At 66.1% G+C, this 19,084-nt stretch carries 12 protein-coding genes; 8 read left to right on the top strand and 4 right to left on the bottom strand.

Features of this window, described 5'->3' with window-relative positions; translation table 11 throughout:
- Positions 1–24: 24 nt before the first annotated feature.
- Positions 25–2,022, bottom strand: a complete 1,998-nt coding sequence (gene malQ, locus MJO54_RS20995) for a 4-alpha-glucanotransferase (RefSeq protein ID WP_240175418.1) — start codon at positions 2,020–2,022, stop codon at positions 25–27.
- 224 nt (positions 2,023–2,246) lie between these two features.
- Here malQ and glgX point away from each other — a divergent pair, with 224 nt between their 5' ends.
- From glgX to MJO54_RS20975, 4 genes are all read left to right on the top strand, one after another.
- The gene (gene glgX, locus MJO54_RS20990; protein WP_434085420.1) at positions 2,247–4,379 is read left to right on the top strand and encodes a glycogen debranching protein GlgX; all 2,133 of its coding nucleotides are present in this window, start codon (positions 2,247–2,249) and stop codon (positions 4,377–4,379) included.
- Positions 4,380–4,382: 3 nt separating this feature from the next.
- The gene (gene treY / locus MJO54_RS20985; protein ID WP_046283512.1) at positions 4,383–6,680 is read left to right on the top strand and encodes a malto-oligosyltrehalose synthase; all 2,298 of its coding nucleotides are present in this window, start codon (positions 4,383–4,385) and stop codon (positions 6,678–6,680) included.
- Entirely contained in the window at positions 6,673–8,394 is a 1,722-nt protein-coding gene (gene treZ, locus MJO54_RS20980; protein WP_065153016.1) for a malto-oligosyltrehalose trehalohydrolase, read from the top strand. Before treY ends, treZ begins: the two co-directional genes overlap by 8 nt.
- 175 nt (positions 8,395–8,569) lie before the next feature.
- Positions 8,570–12,724, top strand: a complete 4,155-nt coding sequence (locus MJO54_RS20975) for a bifunctional nitrate reductase/sulfite reductase flavoprotein subunit alpha (protein ID WP_240175416.1) — start codon at positions 8,570–8,572, stop codon at positions 12,722–12,724.
- Here the strand turns inward: MJO54_RS20975 and MJO54_RS20970 are convergent.
- Positions 12,721–13,278, bottom strand: a complete 558-nt coding sequence (locus tag MJO54_RS20970; RefSeq protein ID WP_046283509.1) for a hypothetical protein — start codon at positions 13,276–13,278, stop codon at positions 12,721–12,723. The two genes, MJO54_RS20975 and MJO54_RS20970, sit on opposite strands and share 4 nt — an antisense overlap.
- 23 nt (positions 13,279–13,301) lie before the next feature.
- A complete protein-coding gene (locus MJO54_RS20965) occupies positions 13,302–14,390 on the bottom strand; it encodes a ferredoxin--NADP reductase (protein ID WP_240176015.1) in 1,089 nt (362 codons plus the stop codon).
- A gap of 173 nt (positions 14,391–14,563) precedes the next feature.
- Here MJO54_RS20965 and hsaA point away from each other — a divergent pair, with 173 nt between their 5' ends.
- The 4 genes from hsaA to MJO54_RS20945 all read left to right on the top strand — a co-directional run bounded on the left by hsaA (position 14,564) and on the right by MJO54_RS20945 (position 17,808).
- Positions 14,564–15,754 (top strand): 3-hydroxy-9,10-secoandrosta-1,3,5(10)-triene-9,17-dione monooxygenase oxygenase subunit, encoded by a 1,191-nt coding sequence (gene hsaA / locus MJO54_RS20960; RefSeq protein WP_046285760.1) that lies wholly within the window; start codon positions 14,564–14,566, stop codon positions 15,752–15,754.
- 15 nt (positions 15,755–15,769) lie between these two features.
- On the top strand, positions 15,770–16,669 hold the full coding sequence (hsaC, locus tag MJO54_RS20955) for an iron-dependent extradiol dioxygenase HsaC (protein ID WP_046285761.1): 900 nt from the start codon (positions 15,770–15,772) through the stop codon (positions 16,667–16,669).
- Positions 16,670–16,689: 20 nt separating this feature from the next.
- Positions 16,690–17,241, top strand: coding sequence for a 3-hydroxy-9,10-secoandrosta-1,3,5(10)-triene-9,17-dione monooxygenase reductase subunit (hsaB, locus tag MJO54_RS20950; protein WP_174549777.1), 552 nt, complete (start codon positions 16,690–16,692; stop codon positions 17,239–17,241).
- Positions 17,242–17,337: 96 nt separating this feature from the next.
- Positions 17,338–17,808, top strand: a complete 471-nt coding sequence (locus MJO54_RS20945) for a hypothetical protein (RefSeq protein ID WP_065153019.1) — start codon at positions 17,338–17,340, stop codon at positions 17,806–17,808.
- Here the strand turns inward: MJO54_RS20945 and MJO54_RS20940 are convergent.
- Positions 17,803–19,077, bottom strand: a complete 1,275-nt coding sequence (locus tag MJO54_RS20940; RefSeq protein ID WP_046285764.1) for a hypothetical protein — start codon at positions 19,075–19,077, stop codon at positions 17,803–17,805. The two genes, MJO54_RS20945 and MJO54_RS20940, sit on opposite strands and share 6 nt — an antisense overlap.
- Positions 19,078–19,084 lie beyond the last annotated feature (7 nt).

Genomic DNA, 19,084 nt, shown 5'->3' with positions numbered 1-19,084 from the left:
ACATGTACCCCATTCCGGACGTGATTACCTGGCAGACGATTGGTGACCTGGATCGTGCGAGAAGATCGCCGCGGTGCGGGCGATCCTCGGGTCGGTCTGCAGCTGCTCAAGTGACTCCGGCAGTGGCAGACGCCAGTTCGGATATTGATCGACGGTGCCGGGCAGGTTGGGCTGACAAGGCTCGGCCAGCACGTCGTAGGGGGAGACGAGTTTCAGTCGGCTCGGGGTAGCCGCCAGAAAGCGGTGCATGGCATCGATGATCTGCGGCTCCTCCGGGGACATGTCGTCCTGCTCGAGAAAACCTTCCGAGCGCAGCAGGGCGAGCCATTCGGCTCGCTCCTGCTCGGCGGCGCACTGGGCGGCCGCCACGTCGTCGAGCAGACCCAGCTCGGCGCGTGCCCGTACGTGCTCGCCGCCAAAGAATCCGGCTGCGGTGGGCAGATCGTGCGTGGAAATGCTGGCAGCCACTCGCGAAGGCCACGCCGACGGCGCAAGCAACGGCTGGCCGGGCACTGATTCGTCACGGGTGAACCAGGAGACCGCGCAGCCCAGCATTCCGTTGTCGGCCAGGGCGCGGGTGACTTCCGGTTCGACGGTTCCCAGATCCTCGCCGATGACCACGGCGTTGGCGCGATGCGCCTCCAGCGCCAGCACCGCGAGCATGACGTCCGCGTCGTAGTGGACGTAGGTGCCCCGATCGGGGCTCTCGCCAGGCGGGATCCACCACAGCCGCCACAAGCCGGCGACGTGATCGATGCGCACGCCGTCCGCGTGGGCCAGGACGGCCCGCAGCATGTCGCGTACCGCCTGGTAGCCGGTGTCCGCCAAGCGGTCCGGCCGCCAGGGCGGTAGCGACCAGTCCTGCCCACGAGGGCTGAACGTGTCGGGGGGCGCGCCGACACTGGCCCCACCGGCCAGTACGTCGGCCAGCGCCCACGCATCAGCGCCGTCGCCGTCGACGCCGACTGCCAGGTCGTGCAGCACGCCCAGCGCCATGCCCGAGTCTTTGGCGGCGCGCTGTACCGCACGCAGCTGCTCCACACAGCGTTGCTGCACCCAGGCATGAAACGCGACGCGCGGCGCGAGCTCGAGCCGCGCGGCTGCCACCGCGACGCCGGTTGCGTCGTGCAGCGGCACCGGCCAACTGGACCATCGACCGCCATGGCGTTCGGCCAGCGCACAGTAGGTGGCCCAGTCACGCAACGCCCGGGTCCCGGACGGCTCGTCGAGCGGGCAGGGACGCCCTTCAGCACGCCAGAGCAACTCCAGGGCCGCGCGTTTGGACGCCCAGACCAGGTCGTAGTCGATCTTCATGGTGTCCGCGGCGACTCGCAGCGCATCGACTTCCGACCGGGTTGCCGGGTCGCACCGGTGGTAGGCGTCGAGGTCTTCGATGCGCAGTGCCAGCGGGTTGGCGAACTGCCGGCTCGACGGCGTATACGGCGACGGCTGCACGGGATGCGTCGGTCCCGGTGCGTGCAGCGGATTGAGCAGCACCGCTCCGGCGCCCTGCTCGGCTGCTGTCCAGGCCACCCAATCCCGCAGGTCTGACAGGTCGCCGATGCCCCAGGATCGGGCGGATCGCAACGCGTAGAGCTGCAGCATCCACCCCCACGTGACCGGCGCCTGCGGAACCCGGGCGGGCGCCGCCACCAGCGTGACTTCCTGGTCATCGCGCAGTTGAAGCTGATACCAGCCCGGCTCCAGATCGGCGGGCAGTTCCTCGCGCACCACCGTGCGCTCGCCGTCTTCGCTCACCAGAGCGGCGGCCCCGGACAACGGTAGGGGACTCCCGGTCAGTCGCACGGCGAGCGTCGGAGCCGAAACCCCCGCACGCTCGCGTTCGTCCAGCCTGACCAATTCGGCACGACGATCCGCGTCGCTGCCGGCCTCGACTTCGAGCAGCCGCAGGATCTGGACCACGACGCCGGCGTCCACCTGCACCAACTCGCGCCGTTCGTTGCGATAGACGGTGGCGACGCCGTGCGCCGCTGCCAGTCGGCGTAGGTCATCGGGCGCCACGACAACGCCTATACCCGCCTGGGACGCATTTCAACTCCCCACCCCCGCGAAGCGGACCGTAGTGTCGTATGCCGGCGATAGTTTGACCGCCCGGCAGGCGGGTAGCCACCCTCGGCAAAGGCACGTGCAAGCAGATGTCGTGACGAGATTGGGCGAGTATGGGCACTACCCGAAATCCGGCGAGGGTGGTCACCGCGGCCAGGGATTCAGCTGAACCCGCACCTGTGTCGCACACCGTCTGGCCGGGCAACAGCGCCCCACTCGGGGCCAGCTACGACGGTGGCGGAACCAACTTCGCCCTTTTCTCGGAGATCGCCGAGCGGGTCGATCTGTGCCTGATCGGCGAGGACGGTGACCAGACCTGCGTACCGCTCGACGAAGTGGACGGCTACGTCTGGCACGCCTACCTGCCGACGGTGTCGCCGGGACAGAACTACGGCTTTCGGGTGCACGGGCCGTTCGACCCGCCGGCCGGACATCGCTGTGATTCCAGCAAACTGTTGCTGGACCCCTACGGCAGGGCCTTCACCGGCGATTTCGAATTCGACCAGGCGCTGTTCTCCTACGACATGGCAGCCGGAGACGATCCGCCGCGGGACGAGACGCTGCCAAGGGTCGACTCGCTCGGGCACACCATGACCAGCGTGGTGATCAACCCGTACTTCGACTGGGCAACCGATCGGCCGCCGAAGACCCCCTACAACGAGACGATCATCTACGAGACCCACGTCAAGGGTATGACGCAGACGCATCCGGACGTCCCCGAGGAACTGCGTGGCACCTACGCCGGTTTGGCGCACCCGGTCGTCATCGACCACCTGCAGGCACTCAATGTCACGGCTGTCGAGCTGATGCCGGTACACCAGTTCATGCACGACGACCGCTTGCTTCGGATGGGCCTACGGAACTATTGGGGCTACAACACTTTCGGCTTCTTCGCCCCGCACAGCCAGTACGCGGCAAGCCGGCAGCCGGGGGCTGCGGTCGCGGAATTCAAGGCGATGGTGCGCACCTTGCACGAAGCCGGGATCGAGGTGATCCTGGATGTGGTCTACAACCACACCGCTGAAGGCAACCATCTGGGCCCGACCATCAACTTCCGTGGCATCGACAACGCCGCCTACTACCGGCTCGTCGACGACGACCGAAGCAGGTATATGGACTACACCGGAACGGGGAACAGCCTCAATGCGCGCAATCCGCACGCACTGCAGCTGATCATGGACTCACTGCGGTACTGGGTGACCGAGATGCACGTCGACGGTTTCCGTTTCGACCTGGCGTCGACTCTGGCCCGCGAATTCTATGATGTGGACCGTCTTTCGGCGTTCTTTGACCTGATCCAGCAGGACCCGGTGGTCAGCCAGGTCAAACTGATCGCCGAGCCGTGGGACGTCGGTGAGGGCGGTTATCAGGTCGGCAATTTTCCGGGCCTGTGGACCGAATGGAATGGAAAATACCGCGACACCGTGCGCGATTATTGGCGCGGCGAACCGGAGAAGTTGGGGGAGTTCGCCTCGCGGCTCACCGGCTCGTCAGACCTCTACGAGGCCACCGGGCGCCGGCCGGGTGCCAGCATCAACTTCGTCGTCGCCCACGACGGATTCACGTTGCGTGACCTGGTCTCCTACAACGAAAAGCACAACGAGGCCAACGGCGACGACAACTCCGACGGCGAGAGCCACAACCGGTCGTGGAACTGCGGCATCGAAGGCCCCACCGACGATCCGGAAGTGCAGGAACTGCGGGCTCGCCAGACGCGCAACATCCTGGCCACCCTGCTGCTGTCCCAAGGCACGCCGATGATCGGGCACGGCGATGAGCTGGGGCGCACGCAGCAGGGCAACAACAACACCTACTGTCAGGACTCCGAACTCGCCTGGATGGATTGGTCACTGGCCGATACCAATGCCGATCTGCTGGCCTTCGCCCGCCACGTGACGCAGCTTCGCAAAGAGCATCCGGTGTTTCGCCGTCGCCGGTTCTTCGAGGGCCGCCCGGTACGCCACGAAGACGAAATCGGCGACATCGCATGGTTCACCTCCACCGGTCAGGAGATGAGCCAAGACGACTGGGACAACGGCTTCGACAAGTGCATCATGGTCTTCCTCAACGGCGAGGCGATCCGCGAACCTGACATGCGCGGCCAGCGGGTGGTGGATGACTCGTTCCTGCTGTGCTTCAATGCGCACGAGGAGACGGTCGAGTTCGCCGTTCCCGGCAAGGATTACGCCCAAGAATGGACGAAAGAATTGGACACCGCGGAGCCGACATCCCGAGCTGAACAGGGGGCGCAGGCCGGGGACGCGCTGCCTGTTCCGGGCCGCTCGCTGCTCGTCCTGCGGAAAGTACGCTAACGCATGGCCGGCCCGGTGCTGTCCACCTACCGGTTACAGCTGCGGGGCGCGGAAAGCGGTTTCGCGTTCACCTTCGCCGACGCCGAGAAACTACTCGACTATTTCGATGCCCTTGGCATTTCGCACCTTTACCTCTCACCGATCATGACCGCGGTGCACGGATCGGCGCACGGTTATGACGTCGTCGATCCGACTACGGTCTCTGCCGAACTGGGCGGTGCGCCGGGTTTGGCGCGGCTGTCGGCGGCGGCACGTGCCCGCGGGATCGGTCTGATCGTCGACATCGTGCCCAATCATGTGGGGGTACAAAGGCCGGAGCAGAACCCGTGGTGGTGGGATGTGCTGAAGCATGGCCGCTCCTCGCGGTATGCCGCATTCTTCGACATCGATTGGGACGTCGGTGACGGGCGAATCATTCTGCCGGTGCTGGGATCTGACGACGATGTTGCCGACCTGGCCGTCGACGGTGAGGCGCTGCGTCTAGGGGATCTGGTGTTTCCGATCGCGCCCGGAACCGGCGGCGGCAGCGGCAACCAAGTCCACGATCGCCAGCACTATCGTCTGGTCGGCTGGCGCAACGGCGGCTGCGGATACCGCCGCTTCTTTTCGATCACGTCTCTGGCCGGCCTGCGTCAAGAGGATCGAGCGGTCTTCGACGCCTGGCACGTCGAGCTGGCGCGCTGGTTCGATGCTGGTCTTGTCGATGGCGTGCGGGTCGATCACCCGGACGGACTGTCGGATCCGCGGGGGTACCTGGAATGGCTGCGTGCGCTGGTCGGACCTGACGCCTGGATCGTCGTCGAAAAGATTCTGGCCGTTGACGAGTCGCTGGACCCGAGCCTGCCGGTGGCCGGCTCCACCGGGTACGACGCCCTGCGGGAGATCGGCGGGCTGTTCATCGACCCGAACGGTGAGCCGGCGCTGACCGAGCTGTACGAGACCGCTGGCGTCGACTATCGCGTGATGCCGGCCCTGCTTGCCGAGCAGAAGGGGATCGCGGCTGCTGAGACATTGGGCAGCGAGCTGGCGCGGCTGTGCCGCTGTGTGGCCGGCGCTGCCGGCGCTGATCATCCGTTGCTGGCCGACGCCATCGTGGCCTTGCTCGGAAACATCGGTGTCTATCGCAGCGATTATCACGGGTTGGCGGCGATACTGCCGGTGGCACTGGCACACACACTTGCGCAGCGGCCGGAACTGGACGAGCCGCTTGAACTGCTCGCGGCGGCGATCGCCGACGGTGCCGAAGCCGCTGCACGGCTGCAGCAGCTGTGCGGAGCGGTGACCGCCAAGGCAACCGAAGACTGCGTGTTCTACCGGGATGCCAGACTGGTATCGCTCAACGAGGTCGGCGGCAATCCGCAGTATTTCGGTGTGGGTTCGGCCGAGTTTCATCACCGGGCCGCCACCCGGGCGCGACGCTGGCCGCACACGATGATCACGCTGTCCACCCACGACACCAAACGCGGCGAGGATGTGCGGGCGCGCATCGGCGTGTTGTCGCAGGTGCCGTCGCTGTGGGCGGAGTTCGTCGCTCGTTGGGAATCCAAGGCGCCCTCACGCGATCTGGCAACCGGGCTTTTCCTGTGGCAGAACATCTTCGGTGTATGGCCACTTGACTCCCCTGTGACCAGCACGCTGCGCGAGCGGCTGCACGCCTACGCCGAAAAGGCGGCGCGCGAGGCGGATCGGCGGACATCGTGGCACGACCCCGACGCAGAGTTCGAGGGCGCGCTGCACCGGTGGCTTGACGACATACTGGATGGTCCTATCGCGCAGGAATTGACCGAGTTCGTCGCCGAACTCGCTCCGCATATCGAAAGCGACATTCTGGGCCAGAAACTGCTGTCCTTGACCGTCCCCGGCGTTCCGGACGTCTACCAGGGCACCGAGCTCTGCGATGACAGTTTGGTCGACCCGGACAATCGGCGGCCGGTCGACTACGACACGCGCCGGGCAGCGCTGGAGTCCTTGCATCGCCCGAAAATGCGGGTGGTCGCTGCGGCATTGCAGATGCGACGGGACCGTCCCGACAGCTTCCTACACGGCGGCTACCAGCCGGTGCTGGCCTCAGGACCGGCGTCAGAACACGTGGTGGCCTTTCGCCGGGGCGATGACGTGATGGTGGCGGTCAGCCGCTGGACGGTGCGCCTGCAGGGCACCGGGTGGGGCGATACCGTTGTCGCACTGCCTCCCGGTACTTGGGCCGACGCGCTCTCCGGCGTCCGGCACAGCGGATCGGTCCGGGCCGTCGAGTTGTTCGCCGAACTACCGGTTGTGCTGCTGGAGCGCGTCGATGACTGACTTTGCCGTCTGGGCACCAACACCGGCAATCGTCGGCCTCGATGTCGATGGGGTGGCTCACCCGATGGCCCGTTCGGCTGACGGGTGGTGGCGAACGACGCTCGACCTAGCGCCCGATGCCCGGTACGGCTATCTGCTCGATGACGACCCGCAGGTTCTCCCAGATCCGCGGTCGGCCCGCCAACCCGACGGCGTGCACGCCCGTTCGGCGGTGTGGGATGAGGCCAGCCTGACCTGGACTGACGACGACTGGGTGGGGAGGCCAGTCGAAGGTGCGGTGATCTATGAACTGCACGTGGGCACATTCACGCCTGCGGGCACGTTCGATTCCGCTATCGACAAGCTGGATCACCTGGTCGATCTGGGCGTCGATTTCGTAGAACTGATGCCGGTCAACGCCTTTTCCGGCGTGCACGGCTGGGGATACGACGGTGTGCTGTGGTACGCCGTGCATGAGCCCTACGGTGGCCCGAATGGGTTGGCACGCTTCGTCGACGCCTGCCACGCCCGGGGTCTGGGGGTGTTGATCGATGCCGTCTTCAACCACCTTGGGCCGTCCGGGAACTACCTTCCCCGCTTCGGACCGTACCTGTCGGACGTACGTAACCCGTGGGGCAATGCCATCAACATCGATGGACCGGACTCCGATGAAGTGCGCCGCTACATCATCGACTGTGCGCTGCGCTGGATGCGGGTCTTCCACGTCGATGGCCTACGGCTGGATGCCGTGCACGCGCTGGTGGACACCACAGCGATCAATATCCTTGAAGAGCTGTCGGCCGAAACCGACGCGCTTGCCGCGCGGTTGGGCCGTCCACTGTCGCTCATCGCGGAAAGCGATCGAAACGATCCGCGCACCATCACCCGTCGCGAAAGCGGTGGCTACGGGATCACCGCGCAATGGGATGACGACATCCACCACGCCATCCACACCGCGGTATCCGGTGAACGGCAAGGTTATTACGCCGACTTCGGTAGCATGGCCACCTTGGCGACCACCTTGCGTAACGGCTTTTTTCATGCGGCCACGTACTCCTCGTTTCGCCGCCGGCGTCACGGTCGGCCGCTGCCGATCTCGCAGATTCCGGCTACCCGGCTGTTGGCCTACACGTGCACCCACGACCAGGTCGGCAACCGAGCGCTCGGTGACCGCCCATCGCAGAATCTGACGGCCGGGCAACTCGCGATCAAGGCTGCACTGGTACTGCTGTCGCCTTACACCGCCATGCTTTTCATGGGGGAGGAGTGGGGCGCGCTCACGCCCTTTCAGTTTTTCACTTCACACGAGGACCCGCAGGTGGCGAAGGCCACCGCCGAAGGCCGCAAAGCCGAGTTCGCCGAGCACGGCTGGAATGCCGACGAGATCCCCGACCCCCAGGATCCCGAAACCTTCCAGCGTTCCAAGCTGGCCTGGCGCGAGCTCGAGGAGCAACACCATCTACGGCTGCTGCACCTGTACAAGGCACTGATCGGGCTACGCGCTGAAATCGATCCGGTCGGTCCTTGGTTGAGCCAACTGATGATCGACTACGACGAGGACAGGCGATGGATCGCCATGCACCGCGGTCCGCTGGTGGTCGTCTGCAATCTCAGCGAGGACACGGTGAGTGTGCCGGTCTGCGGCGAGCTGGTACTGGCTTGGGCGTCACCGCGGATTGAGGGCGGAGCCACACTGTTGCCGGGGCATTCGTTGGCGGTTCTGCGTCCGGCCTAGAAGCCCTGACCGGGAAGTGATTCAGGCAACAGTTTCTCGCGGTTGACGGCGGCATCACGCATGGCCAGCGGCTCTGCCGGAATATCGCAACGCGTGGTAATGGTCCCGAAATGATCTTGAAACCTGCGCGCGGCAGGGTGGCGGCAAGGCCCGCAACCGCAGGAGGTGACCTTCCATGCCAGCGCAAAACGACCGCCAGCGTGCAGAGGCCGTCTCCACCCTCTGTGCCTACTGCGGGGTCGGATGCGGGATGGTGCTGCAGGTCGAAACCGATGCGGCCACCGGGCGCCGCCGGGTAGCCAAGTCCAGCGGTGACCAATCCCATCCGACCAACTTCGGCCGGTTGTGCACCAAGGGTGCCACCACCGCGGATCTGCTCGCCGCGCCCGGCCGAATGGAGTCGGCGTTCATGCGGCCCGGGCGCGACGAACCCGTCGAACCGACCGACATCGATACCGCCATCACCTACTGCGCCAGCCGGTTGCGGGCGATCATCGACGAGCACGGGCCCGACGCCGTAGCGCTCTACGTCTCCGGGCAGATGTCAACCGAGGCGCAATACCTGGCGAACAAACTCGCCAAGGGCTATATCGGCACCAGCCAGATCGAGTCCAACTCGCGGTTGTGTATGGCCAGCGCGGGCAGCGGCTACAAACAGTCACTCGGTGCCGACGGGCCGCCCGGCTCCTATCAGGACTTCGATCACGCCGACGTGTTCTTCGTGATCGGCGCGAATATGGCCGACTGCCACCCGATTCTGTTCCTGCGGATGATGGACCGCGTCAAAGCCGGCGCCAAGCTGATCGTCGTCGATCCACGCCGCAGTGCCACCGCGGAGAAGGCCGACCTGTTCTTGCAGATCGCGCCCGGAACCGATCTGGCGCTGCTCAATGGGTTGCTGCATCTGATCGTCGCGAATGGCCACACCGACGACGAGTTCATCGCCGAGTACACGCAGGGCTGGGAAGTCATGCCCAGTTTCCTCGAGCAGTTCACGCCGGAGACGGTGGCTGAGCTCACCGGAATCCCCGAAGCCGACATTCGCACGGCCGCAGCATGGATCGGCGAGTCGGGTAACTGGATGAGCTGCTGGACAATGGGGCTCAACCAGAGCACACACGGAACCTGGAACACCAATGCCATCTGTAACCTGCACCTGGCCACCGGGGCCATCTGTAAGACCGGCAGCGGACCGTTCTCCCTGACCGGTCAACCCAATGCGATGGGTGGCCGAGAAATGGGCTACATGGGTCCGGGACTACCTGGCCAGCGGAGCGTCGTCTGTGCCGACGACCGTGAATTCGTCGAAGACATCTGGGGCATCCCACGCGGCTCGCTGCGCACCGAGGTGGGCGCCGGCACCATCGACATGTTCTCGCGGATGGCCGATGGCCAGATCAAGGCGTGCTGGATCATCTGCACCAACCCGGTTGCGACCGTGGCGAATCGAAAAACCGTGCTGGAGGGGCTGGAACGGGCCGAGCTGGTGATCGCCCAGGATGCGTTCGCCGAGAACGAGACCAGTGCCTACGCCGACGTGCTGCTGCCGGCGGCGCTGTGGACTGAGTGCGATGGAGTGATGGTCAACTCCGAGCGCAATCTCACGCTCTTTCAACGGGCGGTCGACCCGGTTGGTCAATCGTTGCCGGACTGGCAGATCATCGCCCGCGTCGCGGCAGAAATGGGATACGCCAAGGCGTTCGACTACTCGAGCGCCGAAGACGTGTTCGAAGAGATCAAACGATTCGCCAACCCCAAGACCGGCTACGACTTACGCGGCATCACCTACGAGCGATTGCGTCAGACGCCGATCCAGTGGCCGTGCCCGCCGGAGAGCGGGCAGAACCGCCACCCCATCCGCTACCTCAACGACGGGGCCAGTCAGACGCAGCTGGTCCGCGAGGACGGCAGCGTGCCGCGGTTGGCGTTCGCGACCGAGTCCGGCCGAGCCGTCTTCTTCGCCCGCCCGCATCTGCTGCCCGACGAGATGCCCGATGACGACTATCCGTTCCTGCTCAACACCGGGCGGCTGCCGCATCAGTGGCACACCATGACCAAGACCGGAAAAGTCGCCAAGCTCAACAAGCTCAACGCGGGCCCGTTCGTGGAGATTCACCCCGACGACGCCGCCGGGCTGGGCATCGTCGACGGCGACCCGGTGGAGATCGCCTCGCGCCGGGGCCGGGCTGTGCTGCCGGCGGTGGTCACCGACCGGGTGCGTCCGGGGAACTGCTTCGCACCGTTTCACTGGAACGACGCGTTCGGTGAGTACCTGTCGATCAACGCCGTCACCAATGACGCCGTCGACCCGACATCGCAACAGCCCGAGTACAAGGCGTGTGCGGTGACCTTGGCCAAGGTGGTTGTCGAATCGCCGCTCGAACTGGAAACGCCCGAGACGCCGCAGGCCGGCGGGGTCAGCTTGGACCAGGTGGACACCCTTATCGAATTATTCGGGCTCAGTGGGGAATCCGTGACCACCGTGCCCTCATTCGCTCCCATGGAGCGCATCTATTTGAGTGGATTGCTGACCGCACTTCGCACCGAGGCGGGGCGCAGCGCAACCGGGGTGCCGACGGTGCCGGCCAATGCCCCTCTGGAGCCGGCCACCCGAATGTGGGTCGACGGCCTGCTGGCCGGGCTGTACTCCCGACATCCCACGCCGGCGGCTCCCCCGAGCCGATCTCAGGCCGATGGGTCGCGCCCGGAGTCCATCGTGGTGTTGTGGGCCTCGCAGACCGGCAATGCCGAAGAGGTGGCCGCCCGCTGCGCGGCCCACCTCGGCGAGGCCGGACTGCCGGTCGCGTTGCACACGATGAACGACTTCCCGGTGAGCGGCCTGTCGGCAACCCGACAGCTGATCGTGGTCTCCAGCACCACCGGTGACGGTGACCCGCCCGACAACGGCGCGGTCCTATGGGAGGAGTTGTCCGCCGACGGGACACCACAACTCACCGACACCCGCTACGCCGTGTTGGCGCTGGGCGACTCCAACTACGACGACTTCTGTGGTTACGGGCGCAAACTCGACACTCGGCTGGCCGAGCTCGGCGCTACCCGAATCCTGGACCGTGTCGACTGCGAGCCCGATTACGACGATGCCGTCGACGAATGGTTCAGAACGCTCCGCGGCGCCCTGGGTGCCGTGTCGACTCCGGCTGTGGCAGCGGTTGCGGCTCCCGTCGCGGCCCGCTCGTCGAGGGAATCGGGCCGCTACAGCAGGAAGAACCCACTGCGCACCAGGCTGATGCGTAACACGGTGCTCAGCGGCCCGGGTTCGACGAAAGAGGTGCGACAGCTGGTGTTCGCGCTTCCCGAAGCGACATTGAGCTATCAGGCCGGTGATGCACTCGGGGTGTGGCCACGCAACAGCGCCGCGCTGGTAGACGAGTGGCTGATGCTGACCGGCCTCGATGGCACGCACGTGGTCGAGCTCGCCGAGCACGGTTCGATGCCATTGCGGCAGGCGCTGGTCGAGCGATTCGAAATCGCCCGTATCACCGGTGATTTGCTACGGTTCGTGGCGCAGCGCAGCCAAGATCACGAGCTCGTCGACCTGTTGCGGCCGGAGAACAAGACTGCGTTATCGGATTGGATGTGGGGTCGCCAGTCGGTGGATGTGCTGGCCGCAATCCCGATCCGGGCCACCGTCGACGACTGGCTTGGCGTGCTCAAACCGCTGACACCGCGGATGTACTCGATCTCGTCGGCGTGCGTCGACAACCCCGGCGAGGTGCACGTGACGGTAGGCGCGGTGCGCTATGAGTGTCGGGGGGTGCCGCGCGGCGGCGTGTGCTCGACATATCTGGCGGACCGAAGCGACGATGCCGAGATCGGCATATTCGTGCAGCCCACCAACCATTTCCGGCCGCCGGCGGACCCCAACGCCCCGATGATCATGATCGGGCCGGGTACCGGCGTCGCACCGTTCCGCGGGTTTCTGCAGCAGCGCCGCGCGCTTGGGCATCGCGGGCGGAACTGGTTGTTCTTCGGCGAACGCAATGCCGCCACCGATTTCTACTACCGCGACGAGCTCAGGGACATGCACGCCAGCGGCTTTCTTACCGAACTCGATCTGGCGTTCTCTCGCGATCAGCCCGAGAAGGTCTATGTACAAGACCTGCTTCGCGCGCGCGGAGCCGAAGTGTGGGAGTGGTTGCAGGACGGTGCGCACCTCTACGTGTGCGGCGATGCCAGCCAGATGGCCAAGGAGGTCGACCGCGCGATCTGCGATATCGCCGCGGGACATGGGCTGCTCGCCCGCGACGCCGCGAAAGCCCATGTGCGGGCGCTATCGTCCGCCGGTCGCTACCAGCGCGACGTGTACTAGAAGACGGTCTGGGCGCAGGTGGACGGCGTGGTCAGGTTGACCCCGGCGTAGACCACCTGCACATGGGTGCAGACGATCACGTTGGCGTCGGTCTTGGGACGGCCGGTGGAGTATTCCAGGACGTCGATGCTGCCATTGGTCTGGTATTTCTCCGGCGGGCCCTCGCCGTAGTACATCGACTGGATCACCGCGCCGGTGCCATCCTTGAACACCTTGGTGCCCGGGCCGCCGCGGTCCTTGAACCAACCCTCACCGCCGTCGGTGTGCACATCCAGATAGGCGGTGCGCTTCGACGAGCGGATCTCGGTGCTCTGGCGGGCCCACAGATCCGGCGGGAACCCGGTCAGGCCCCCGGGCGTCTGCAACTGCACCCCGACGGTGAACCGGCACAGCGGCGGAGCGCTGCAGTCGACCCAGCTGTGAGTCTGCAGTTGATCGGCGTCGTTCACCGGAAACAACGTGGTCTTGGTGTCACTGGCCGCCGACGCGGTCGCGGCCGGGATCAGCGCCGCTAACAACGTCAAGGCTGCCGGGATCATCAGCAACCGCTTCATGTCGCACCAACTTAGACCGGACATCACTCGTCGTAGGTCACTTCCACCGAATCGGTCTCGGGATGGGCTTGGCAAGCCAGGATGAGCCCTTCGGCCAGGTCCTGGGGTTCGAGCACATCGTTGATCTCCATGGTGACCTTGCCCTTCTTGAGCTCGCAGGCGCAGGCGCCGCAGTGCCCCTCTCGGCAGGAGAACGGGGCGTCAAGGCCCTTGTCAAGCAGCAGGTCGAGCAGCTTGACGTGCCGCGGCCACTCCAGCTCATGCTTCTCGCCGTCCAGCTCGACGACGACGGTGGCCGGCGCGGCGGACTGCTCGCCTTCGGGGGCGTCGGCGATCTTGACCGCGGCGAAGGGGTCACTGTCCAGCGACTTGAACACCTCGAGGTGGACCTGCTCGGCCGGCACCCCGCAGGCATCCAGGGCTTCGCGGGCAGCCTGCATGAACGGGCCGGGACCGCAGATGAAGACCTGGCGGTCGGTGTAGGGGGCGGCCAGCTGGGCCAACGCGGCGCGGCTCGGCAGGCCCTGGACCGACTCCAGCCAGTGCACGACCGTCAGCCGGTCGGGGTATTTGTCGACCAGCTCGCGCAGCGCGGCACCGAAGATCACCGACCGCTCATCGCGGTTGGCGTAGACCAGGACCACCTTGCCGCTGCCCTGCGACAGCGCCGACTTGCAGATCGCCATCATCGGGGTGATCCCGCTGCCGGCGGCCAGCAGCAGAAAGTCGGTGTCCAGGGACTTCGGCACGAAGGTGCCCGAGGGCGCCAGCACGTGGATGCGCATGCCGGGGTGGGCGTTGTCGCACAGCCAGTTCGATGCGTAGCCGTCGGCGGTCCGCTTGACGGTGACCGCCAGCGAGTTGTCGGTGAACGGCGAACTGCACAGCGAGTAGCAGCGGGCCACCGAGCCGGTCTGGTCGCTGGGGATTCGCAGCGTCAGGAACTGGCCCGGCGAGTACTTCAACCGCTGCTCGGGGATCTCCGGGTCGTCCGGTCCGTCTGGCACGCCGAACACGAGCGAACGGGCGTCGTCGGTCTCGGTGACGACTTCGGTGATCTGCAGTTCCAGCACGTGAGCACCGAGTGGTTCGTCCGGAATGGTCTCCGTCACGGGCCGCCCTTCATCTTCGGTCATAACTAGAACAGGTTACAGAAAAGTGGTCCGGTATTGCTACCAACTGCAGGAACACCCCGCTCGACACAAAACGGAACGTGTTCTAATCTCACTCTAGGCTGGTTGGAAAACGGGCCGGAAGAACCTGTTCACTTCTGGGAGGCAATCTAGTGACGTCCATTCAACAGCGTGACGCGCAGTCGGTGTTGGCCGCCATCGACGAGCTTCTGCCGCAGTTGCGCGAGCGTGCCCAGGAGACCGAAGACCTGCGCAAGCTCCCCGACGCCAACGTCAAGGCGCTCGAGGACATCGGTTTCTTCCGGCTGCTGCAGCCCGAGCAGTGGGGCGGCTTGCAGTGCGACCCGACCCTCTTCTACGAGGCAGTGCGCCGGCTGGCCAGTGCCTGCGGTTCCACCGGCTGGGTCGCCGGCATCATCGGCGTGCACAACTGGCACCTCGCGCTGTTCGACCAGCAGGCCCAGGAAGACGTCTGGGGTGAGGACACCAACGTCCGGATCTCCTCGTCCTACGCGCCGATGGGCGCCGGTGTCGTCACCGAGACCGCCGACGGCTACATCGTCAACGGTTCGTGGAACTGGTCGTCGGGCTGTGACCACGCCACCTGGGCGTTCCTGGGCGGTCCCGTGATCAAGGACGGCAAGCCGGTCGACTTCGGCAGCTTCCTGATCCCGATCTCCGACTACCGCATCGACGACGTCTGGCACGTGGTGGGCCTGCGCGGCACCGGCAGCAACACCGTCGTGGTCAAGGACGCCTTCGTGCCGCGGCACCGTTTCTTGTCCTACCGGGCGATGAACGACGGCACCGCCGGCGGCTACCAGACCAACACGGCGCCGGTCTACAAGATGCCGTGGGGCACCATTCACCCCACCACCATCTCGACGCCGATCATGGGCATGGCCTACGGCGCCTACGAGGCACACGTCGAGCACCAGGGCAAGCGCGTGCGTGCGGCGTTCGCCGGCGAGAAGGCCAAGGACGACCCGTTCGCCAAGGTCCGGATCGCGGAGGCCGCCAGTGACATCGACGCCGGCTGGCGTCAGCTGATCGGCAACGTCGGCGACGAGTACGCGTTGCTGTCCGCCGGCCAGGAGATCCCGTTCGAGCTGCGTGCTCGGGCCCGTCGTGACCAGGTCCGTGCCACCGGCCGGGCCATCGCCTCCATCGACCGGCTCTTCGAGGCGGCCGGTGCCACCGCGCTGTCCAACGACGCTCCGGTGCAGCGGTTCTGGCGTGACGCGCATGCGGGTCGGGTGCACGCCGCCAACGACCCGGAGCGCGCATACATGATCTTCGGTAACCACGAGTTCGGGTTGCCGCCCGGCGACACCATGGTCTGATCGGAGGTACTGCCGATGAGTATCCGATCATTGGGCTACCTGCGGATCCAGGCCACCGACATGGCAGCCTGGCGGGATTTCGGGCTGAAGGTCCTCGGCATGGTCGAGGGATCCGGTACCACCGAAGGTGCGCTGTACCTGCGGATGGACGAGTTCCCCGCCCGGCTGGTGGTCGTGCCCGGAGACACGGACCGGCTGCTGGTATCCGGTTGGGAATGCGCCAATGCTGCAGGGCTGCAGGAGATTCGGCAGCGCCTGGACGCCGAGGGCACGCCCTACAAGGAAGCCACCGCCGCCGAGCTGGCCGAGCGCAACGTCCAGGAGATGATCGCGTTCGACGACCCGTCGGGCAATCACCTGGAGGTCTTCCACGGGGTGGCGCTGCAGCACCGCCGCGTGGTCAGCCCTTACGGCCACCGGTTCGTCACCGAAGAGCAGGGCCTGGGACACGTGGTGCTGTCGACCAAGGACGACGCCGAGGCGCTGCACTTCTACCGCGACGTGCTCGGCTTCCGGTTGCGTGACTCGATGCGGCTGCCCCCGCAGATGGTCGGCCGTCCCGCTGACGGCGACCCGGCCTGGCTGCGGTTCTTCGGCTGCAACCCGCGTCACCACAGCCTGGCCTTCCTGCCGATGCCGACTCCGACCGGAATCGTGCACCTGATGGTCGAGGTGGAGAGCGCCGACGACGTCGGGCTCGCCCTGGACCGCGCCTACCGTCGCAAGGTGCCGATGGCCGCCACCCTGGGACGGCACGTCAACGACAAGATGCTGTCGTTCTACATGAAGGCGCCCAGCGGTTTCCAGATCGAATTCGGCTGCGAGGGCCTTGAGGTCGACGACGACGACTGGGTGGCGCGGGAGAGCACCGCGGTCAGCCTGTGGGGACATGACTTCACTGTGGGTATGCAGTAGCAGTGACTGACGACCTCTCGATCGACCCGCGTGCGTTCCGCAACGTACTCGGCCAGTTCTGCACGGGCATCACGATCATCACCACCGTGGATGAGGATGTGCCGGTCGGCTTCGCCTGTCAGTCGTTCGCCGCGCTGTCGCTGGACCCGCCGCTGGTGCTGTTCTGCCCGACCAAGCAGTCGCGGTCCTGGCAGGCCATCGAATCCAGCGGAAAGTTCTGCGTGAACATCCTGGCCGAGGAGCAGAAGGACGTCTGCGCCCGCTTCGGCTCGCGGGAACCGGACAAGTTCGCCGGTGTGGACTGGCAGCCGTCCCCGCTGGGGTCGCCGATCCTAGGCGGATCGCTGGCCCACATCGACTGCACGGTGGCCTCGGTGCACGACGGTGGCGACCACTTCGTGGTGTTCGGCGCGGTGCAGTCGCTGTCGGATGTCCCGGAGGTGAAGCCGCGGCCGCTGCTGTTCTATCGGGGCGACTACACCGGCATCGAGCCGGACAAGACCACTCCGGCGCACTGGCGCGACGACCTGGAGGCGTTCCTCACCGCCACCACCGACGACACCTGGCTGTAGTTTCTCGCCACGAGTGTGAATCCGGCGACGCCGACTCGGCGTGTCGCGTCGTGAGATTCACACTCGCGGGGCGCGCTGGTGCCTACCATGCACCGGGTGAAGCGACTCGGCTGGTCGGCGGTGGCGACTCTCGCCTACGCCGCGGTGATGCTGGTGGCAGAGCGCGGGATGCGCCAGACGGGTGGCCCGGGCATCATCGGCTTTGAGCTGGCCGGCAATGCCGAACGAGTTCAGGAGATCGTGGCGGTCTGGGGTGCCGACGGTCGGCGGTGGGCACGGTGGTCCCTGTGGCTCGACTTCGGTTACATGCTCACCTACGGGACCTGGGCGCTGTTGCTCATCGAGCGTGTCCGTACCCGCAACGGTCATCCGATCTTGTTGCGGCTGTTGCCGGTCGGCGCAGTCGCCGGTGATGCGATCGAGGGGGTGGCACTGCTCAAGGCCCTCGACGGCGTCGACGTCGACACCAATGCCCGGCGTGCGCGTAGCGCGGCACTGACGAAGTTCATCTTGTTGGCGGTGGGGCTGGCTTACACCGTCATCGCGGGAGTTCGCCGGCGCTCATGAGCCGTGCCAGCATCGCTGGTGCTCGGCGTGGGTGCGCAGATACGCGCCGGGGGAGTAGAACTCGTCATAGAAGTCGGTGTCGAGGTGCTGGGCCTGCAGGTACATCAGCACGTGCACGGTCGGGACGGTGCCCGGCAGTTTCCCGAAGGTGTCATAAATGTAGGACGCCTCGCAGGTGACCAGTTCGGCGATGCCGTCCGGCGGCAGTGCCGAACCGCGCACCGCCCCGCTGTCCGACCACGGCCCCGGGGTGTCGGCGTGCGACGGCCCGCCCGGTCCGAACTTGCGGGCCACCAGCTTGCGCACACCCTCGGCGACCGACGCGACATGCGGGGGACACAGCGTCTCGAAGTAGCCGGGTAATCCGGTGACATTCGGGAATGGCCAACGAGGGTCGGTGTCGGCGACGAATCCCAGTCCGGGGGCGCGCGGGTCGCCGGAGCCGCCCAGCACCGACAACCGGTCCAGGCCGTCGAAGATCCAGCCGCCCAAGCCCATTGCCTGCAAGCCGAGTGCTCCATTGTGGGCCGCGATGGACAGCTCGGCGCTGGCCTCGGTCAGGGTGTACTGCTCCACGAAGGACAGTGGAATCGGGTCGTCGGCGTGCGCCAAGCCGGAAAAGGCCTGCACGCCGGGGATGTCGCGGCCGGTGATGTCATCGGTGATCGGATAACCGTTGGCCGCGAAGAACCACAGATTCTCCAGCAGGTGTTCGGCCAGGTCTGCCACGTTGAATGCCAGCAGACTGCCCGGGTGGTTGCCGATCCAAGTGTTGTGACCCTCCATGTAGGGCTCTTCGGCGGGCAGTTGCAGGCGGGAATCCGAGAGGCGCACATAGGAATCGGCGGTGTGGCTGATCCACGCTTCGACGGTCGCGAACGGCTGGGGCGGCTGGTCGCGAGTAGGCAGCAGGTAGCAGCCGGTGTCGTCGGTGAAGAACAGCTGACTGGTGTGAAATCCCGCCGCCGACGGCATGGCCCGCCCGGTGGCGCTGCCGGGGTAGTTCGGCAGCGCCGGAGAGTACCCGGGATGGTGCGCGATACCGTCGTGCCAACCGGTGGTGCCGGCCATCAGCGACAGCAGCAGCGCCCGTTCGACCTCGGACAACGGCTGCACCGGACGGCGGCTGGTGTAGGCCAGCGCGCCGGCCGGAATGGCGCCGCCCACGGGGAACCGCCGCGACCGGCGTCCAGTGATCGCGGCGAACAGCCCGAAACCGGCCGCCTGAGCCAGCGCGGCCCTTTCGTGGTCATTGATCGCCAGGGCCATGGCCCGG

The sequence above is a fragment of the Mycolicibacter virginiensis genome (assembly GCF_022374935.2).
Classification (GTDB): domain Bacteria; phylum Actinomycetota; class Actinomycetes; order Mycobacteriales; family Mycobacteriaceae; genus Mycobacterium; species Mycobacterium virginiense.
Note: the sequence above shows the minus strand (reverse complement) of the source record. Positions and strands in the feature narration are given on the sequence as shown.

Excerpts from the sequence above, each read along its gene's own strand:
- treY (WP_046283512.1), top strand. The coding sequence starts at position 4,383 with ATGGCCGGCCCGGTGCTGTCCACCTACCGGTTACAGCTGCGGGGCGCG.
- treZ (WP_065153016.1), top strand. The coding sequence starts at position 6,673 with ATGACTGACTTTGCCGTCTGGGCACCAACACCGGCAATCGTCGGCCTC.
- MJO54_RS20975 (WP_240175416.1), top strand. The coding sequence starts at position 8,570 with ATGCCAGCGCAAAACGACCGCCAGCGTGCAGAGGCCGTCTCCACCCTC.
- MJO54_RS20970 (WP_046283509.1), bottom strand. The coding sequence starts at position 13,278 with ATGAAGCGGTTGCTGATGATCCCGGCAGCCTTGACGTTGTTAGCGGCG.
- hsaC (WP_046285761.1), top strand. The coding sequence starts at position 15,770 with ATGAGTATCCGATCATTGGGCTACCTGCGGATCCAGGCCACCGACATG.
- MJO54_RS20940 (WP_046285764.1), bottom strand. The coding sequence starts at position 19,077 with ATGGCCCTGGCGATCAATGACCACGAAAGGGCCGCGCTGGCTCAGGCG.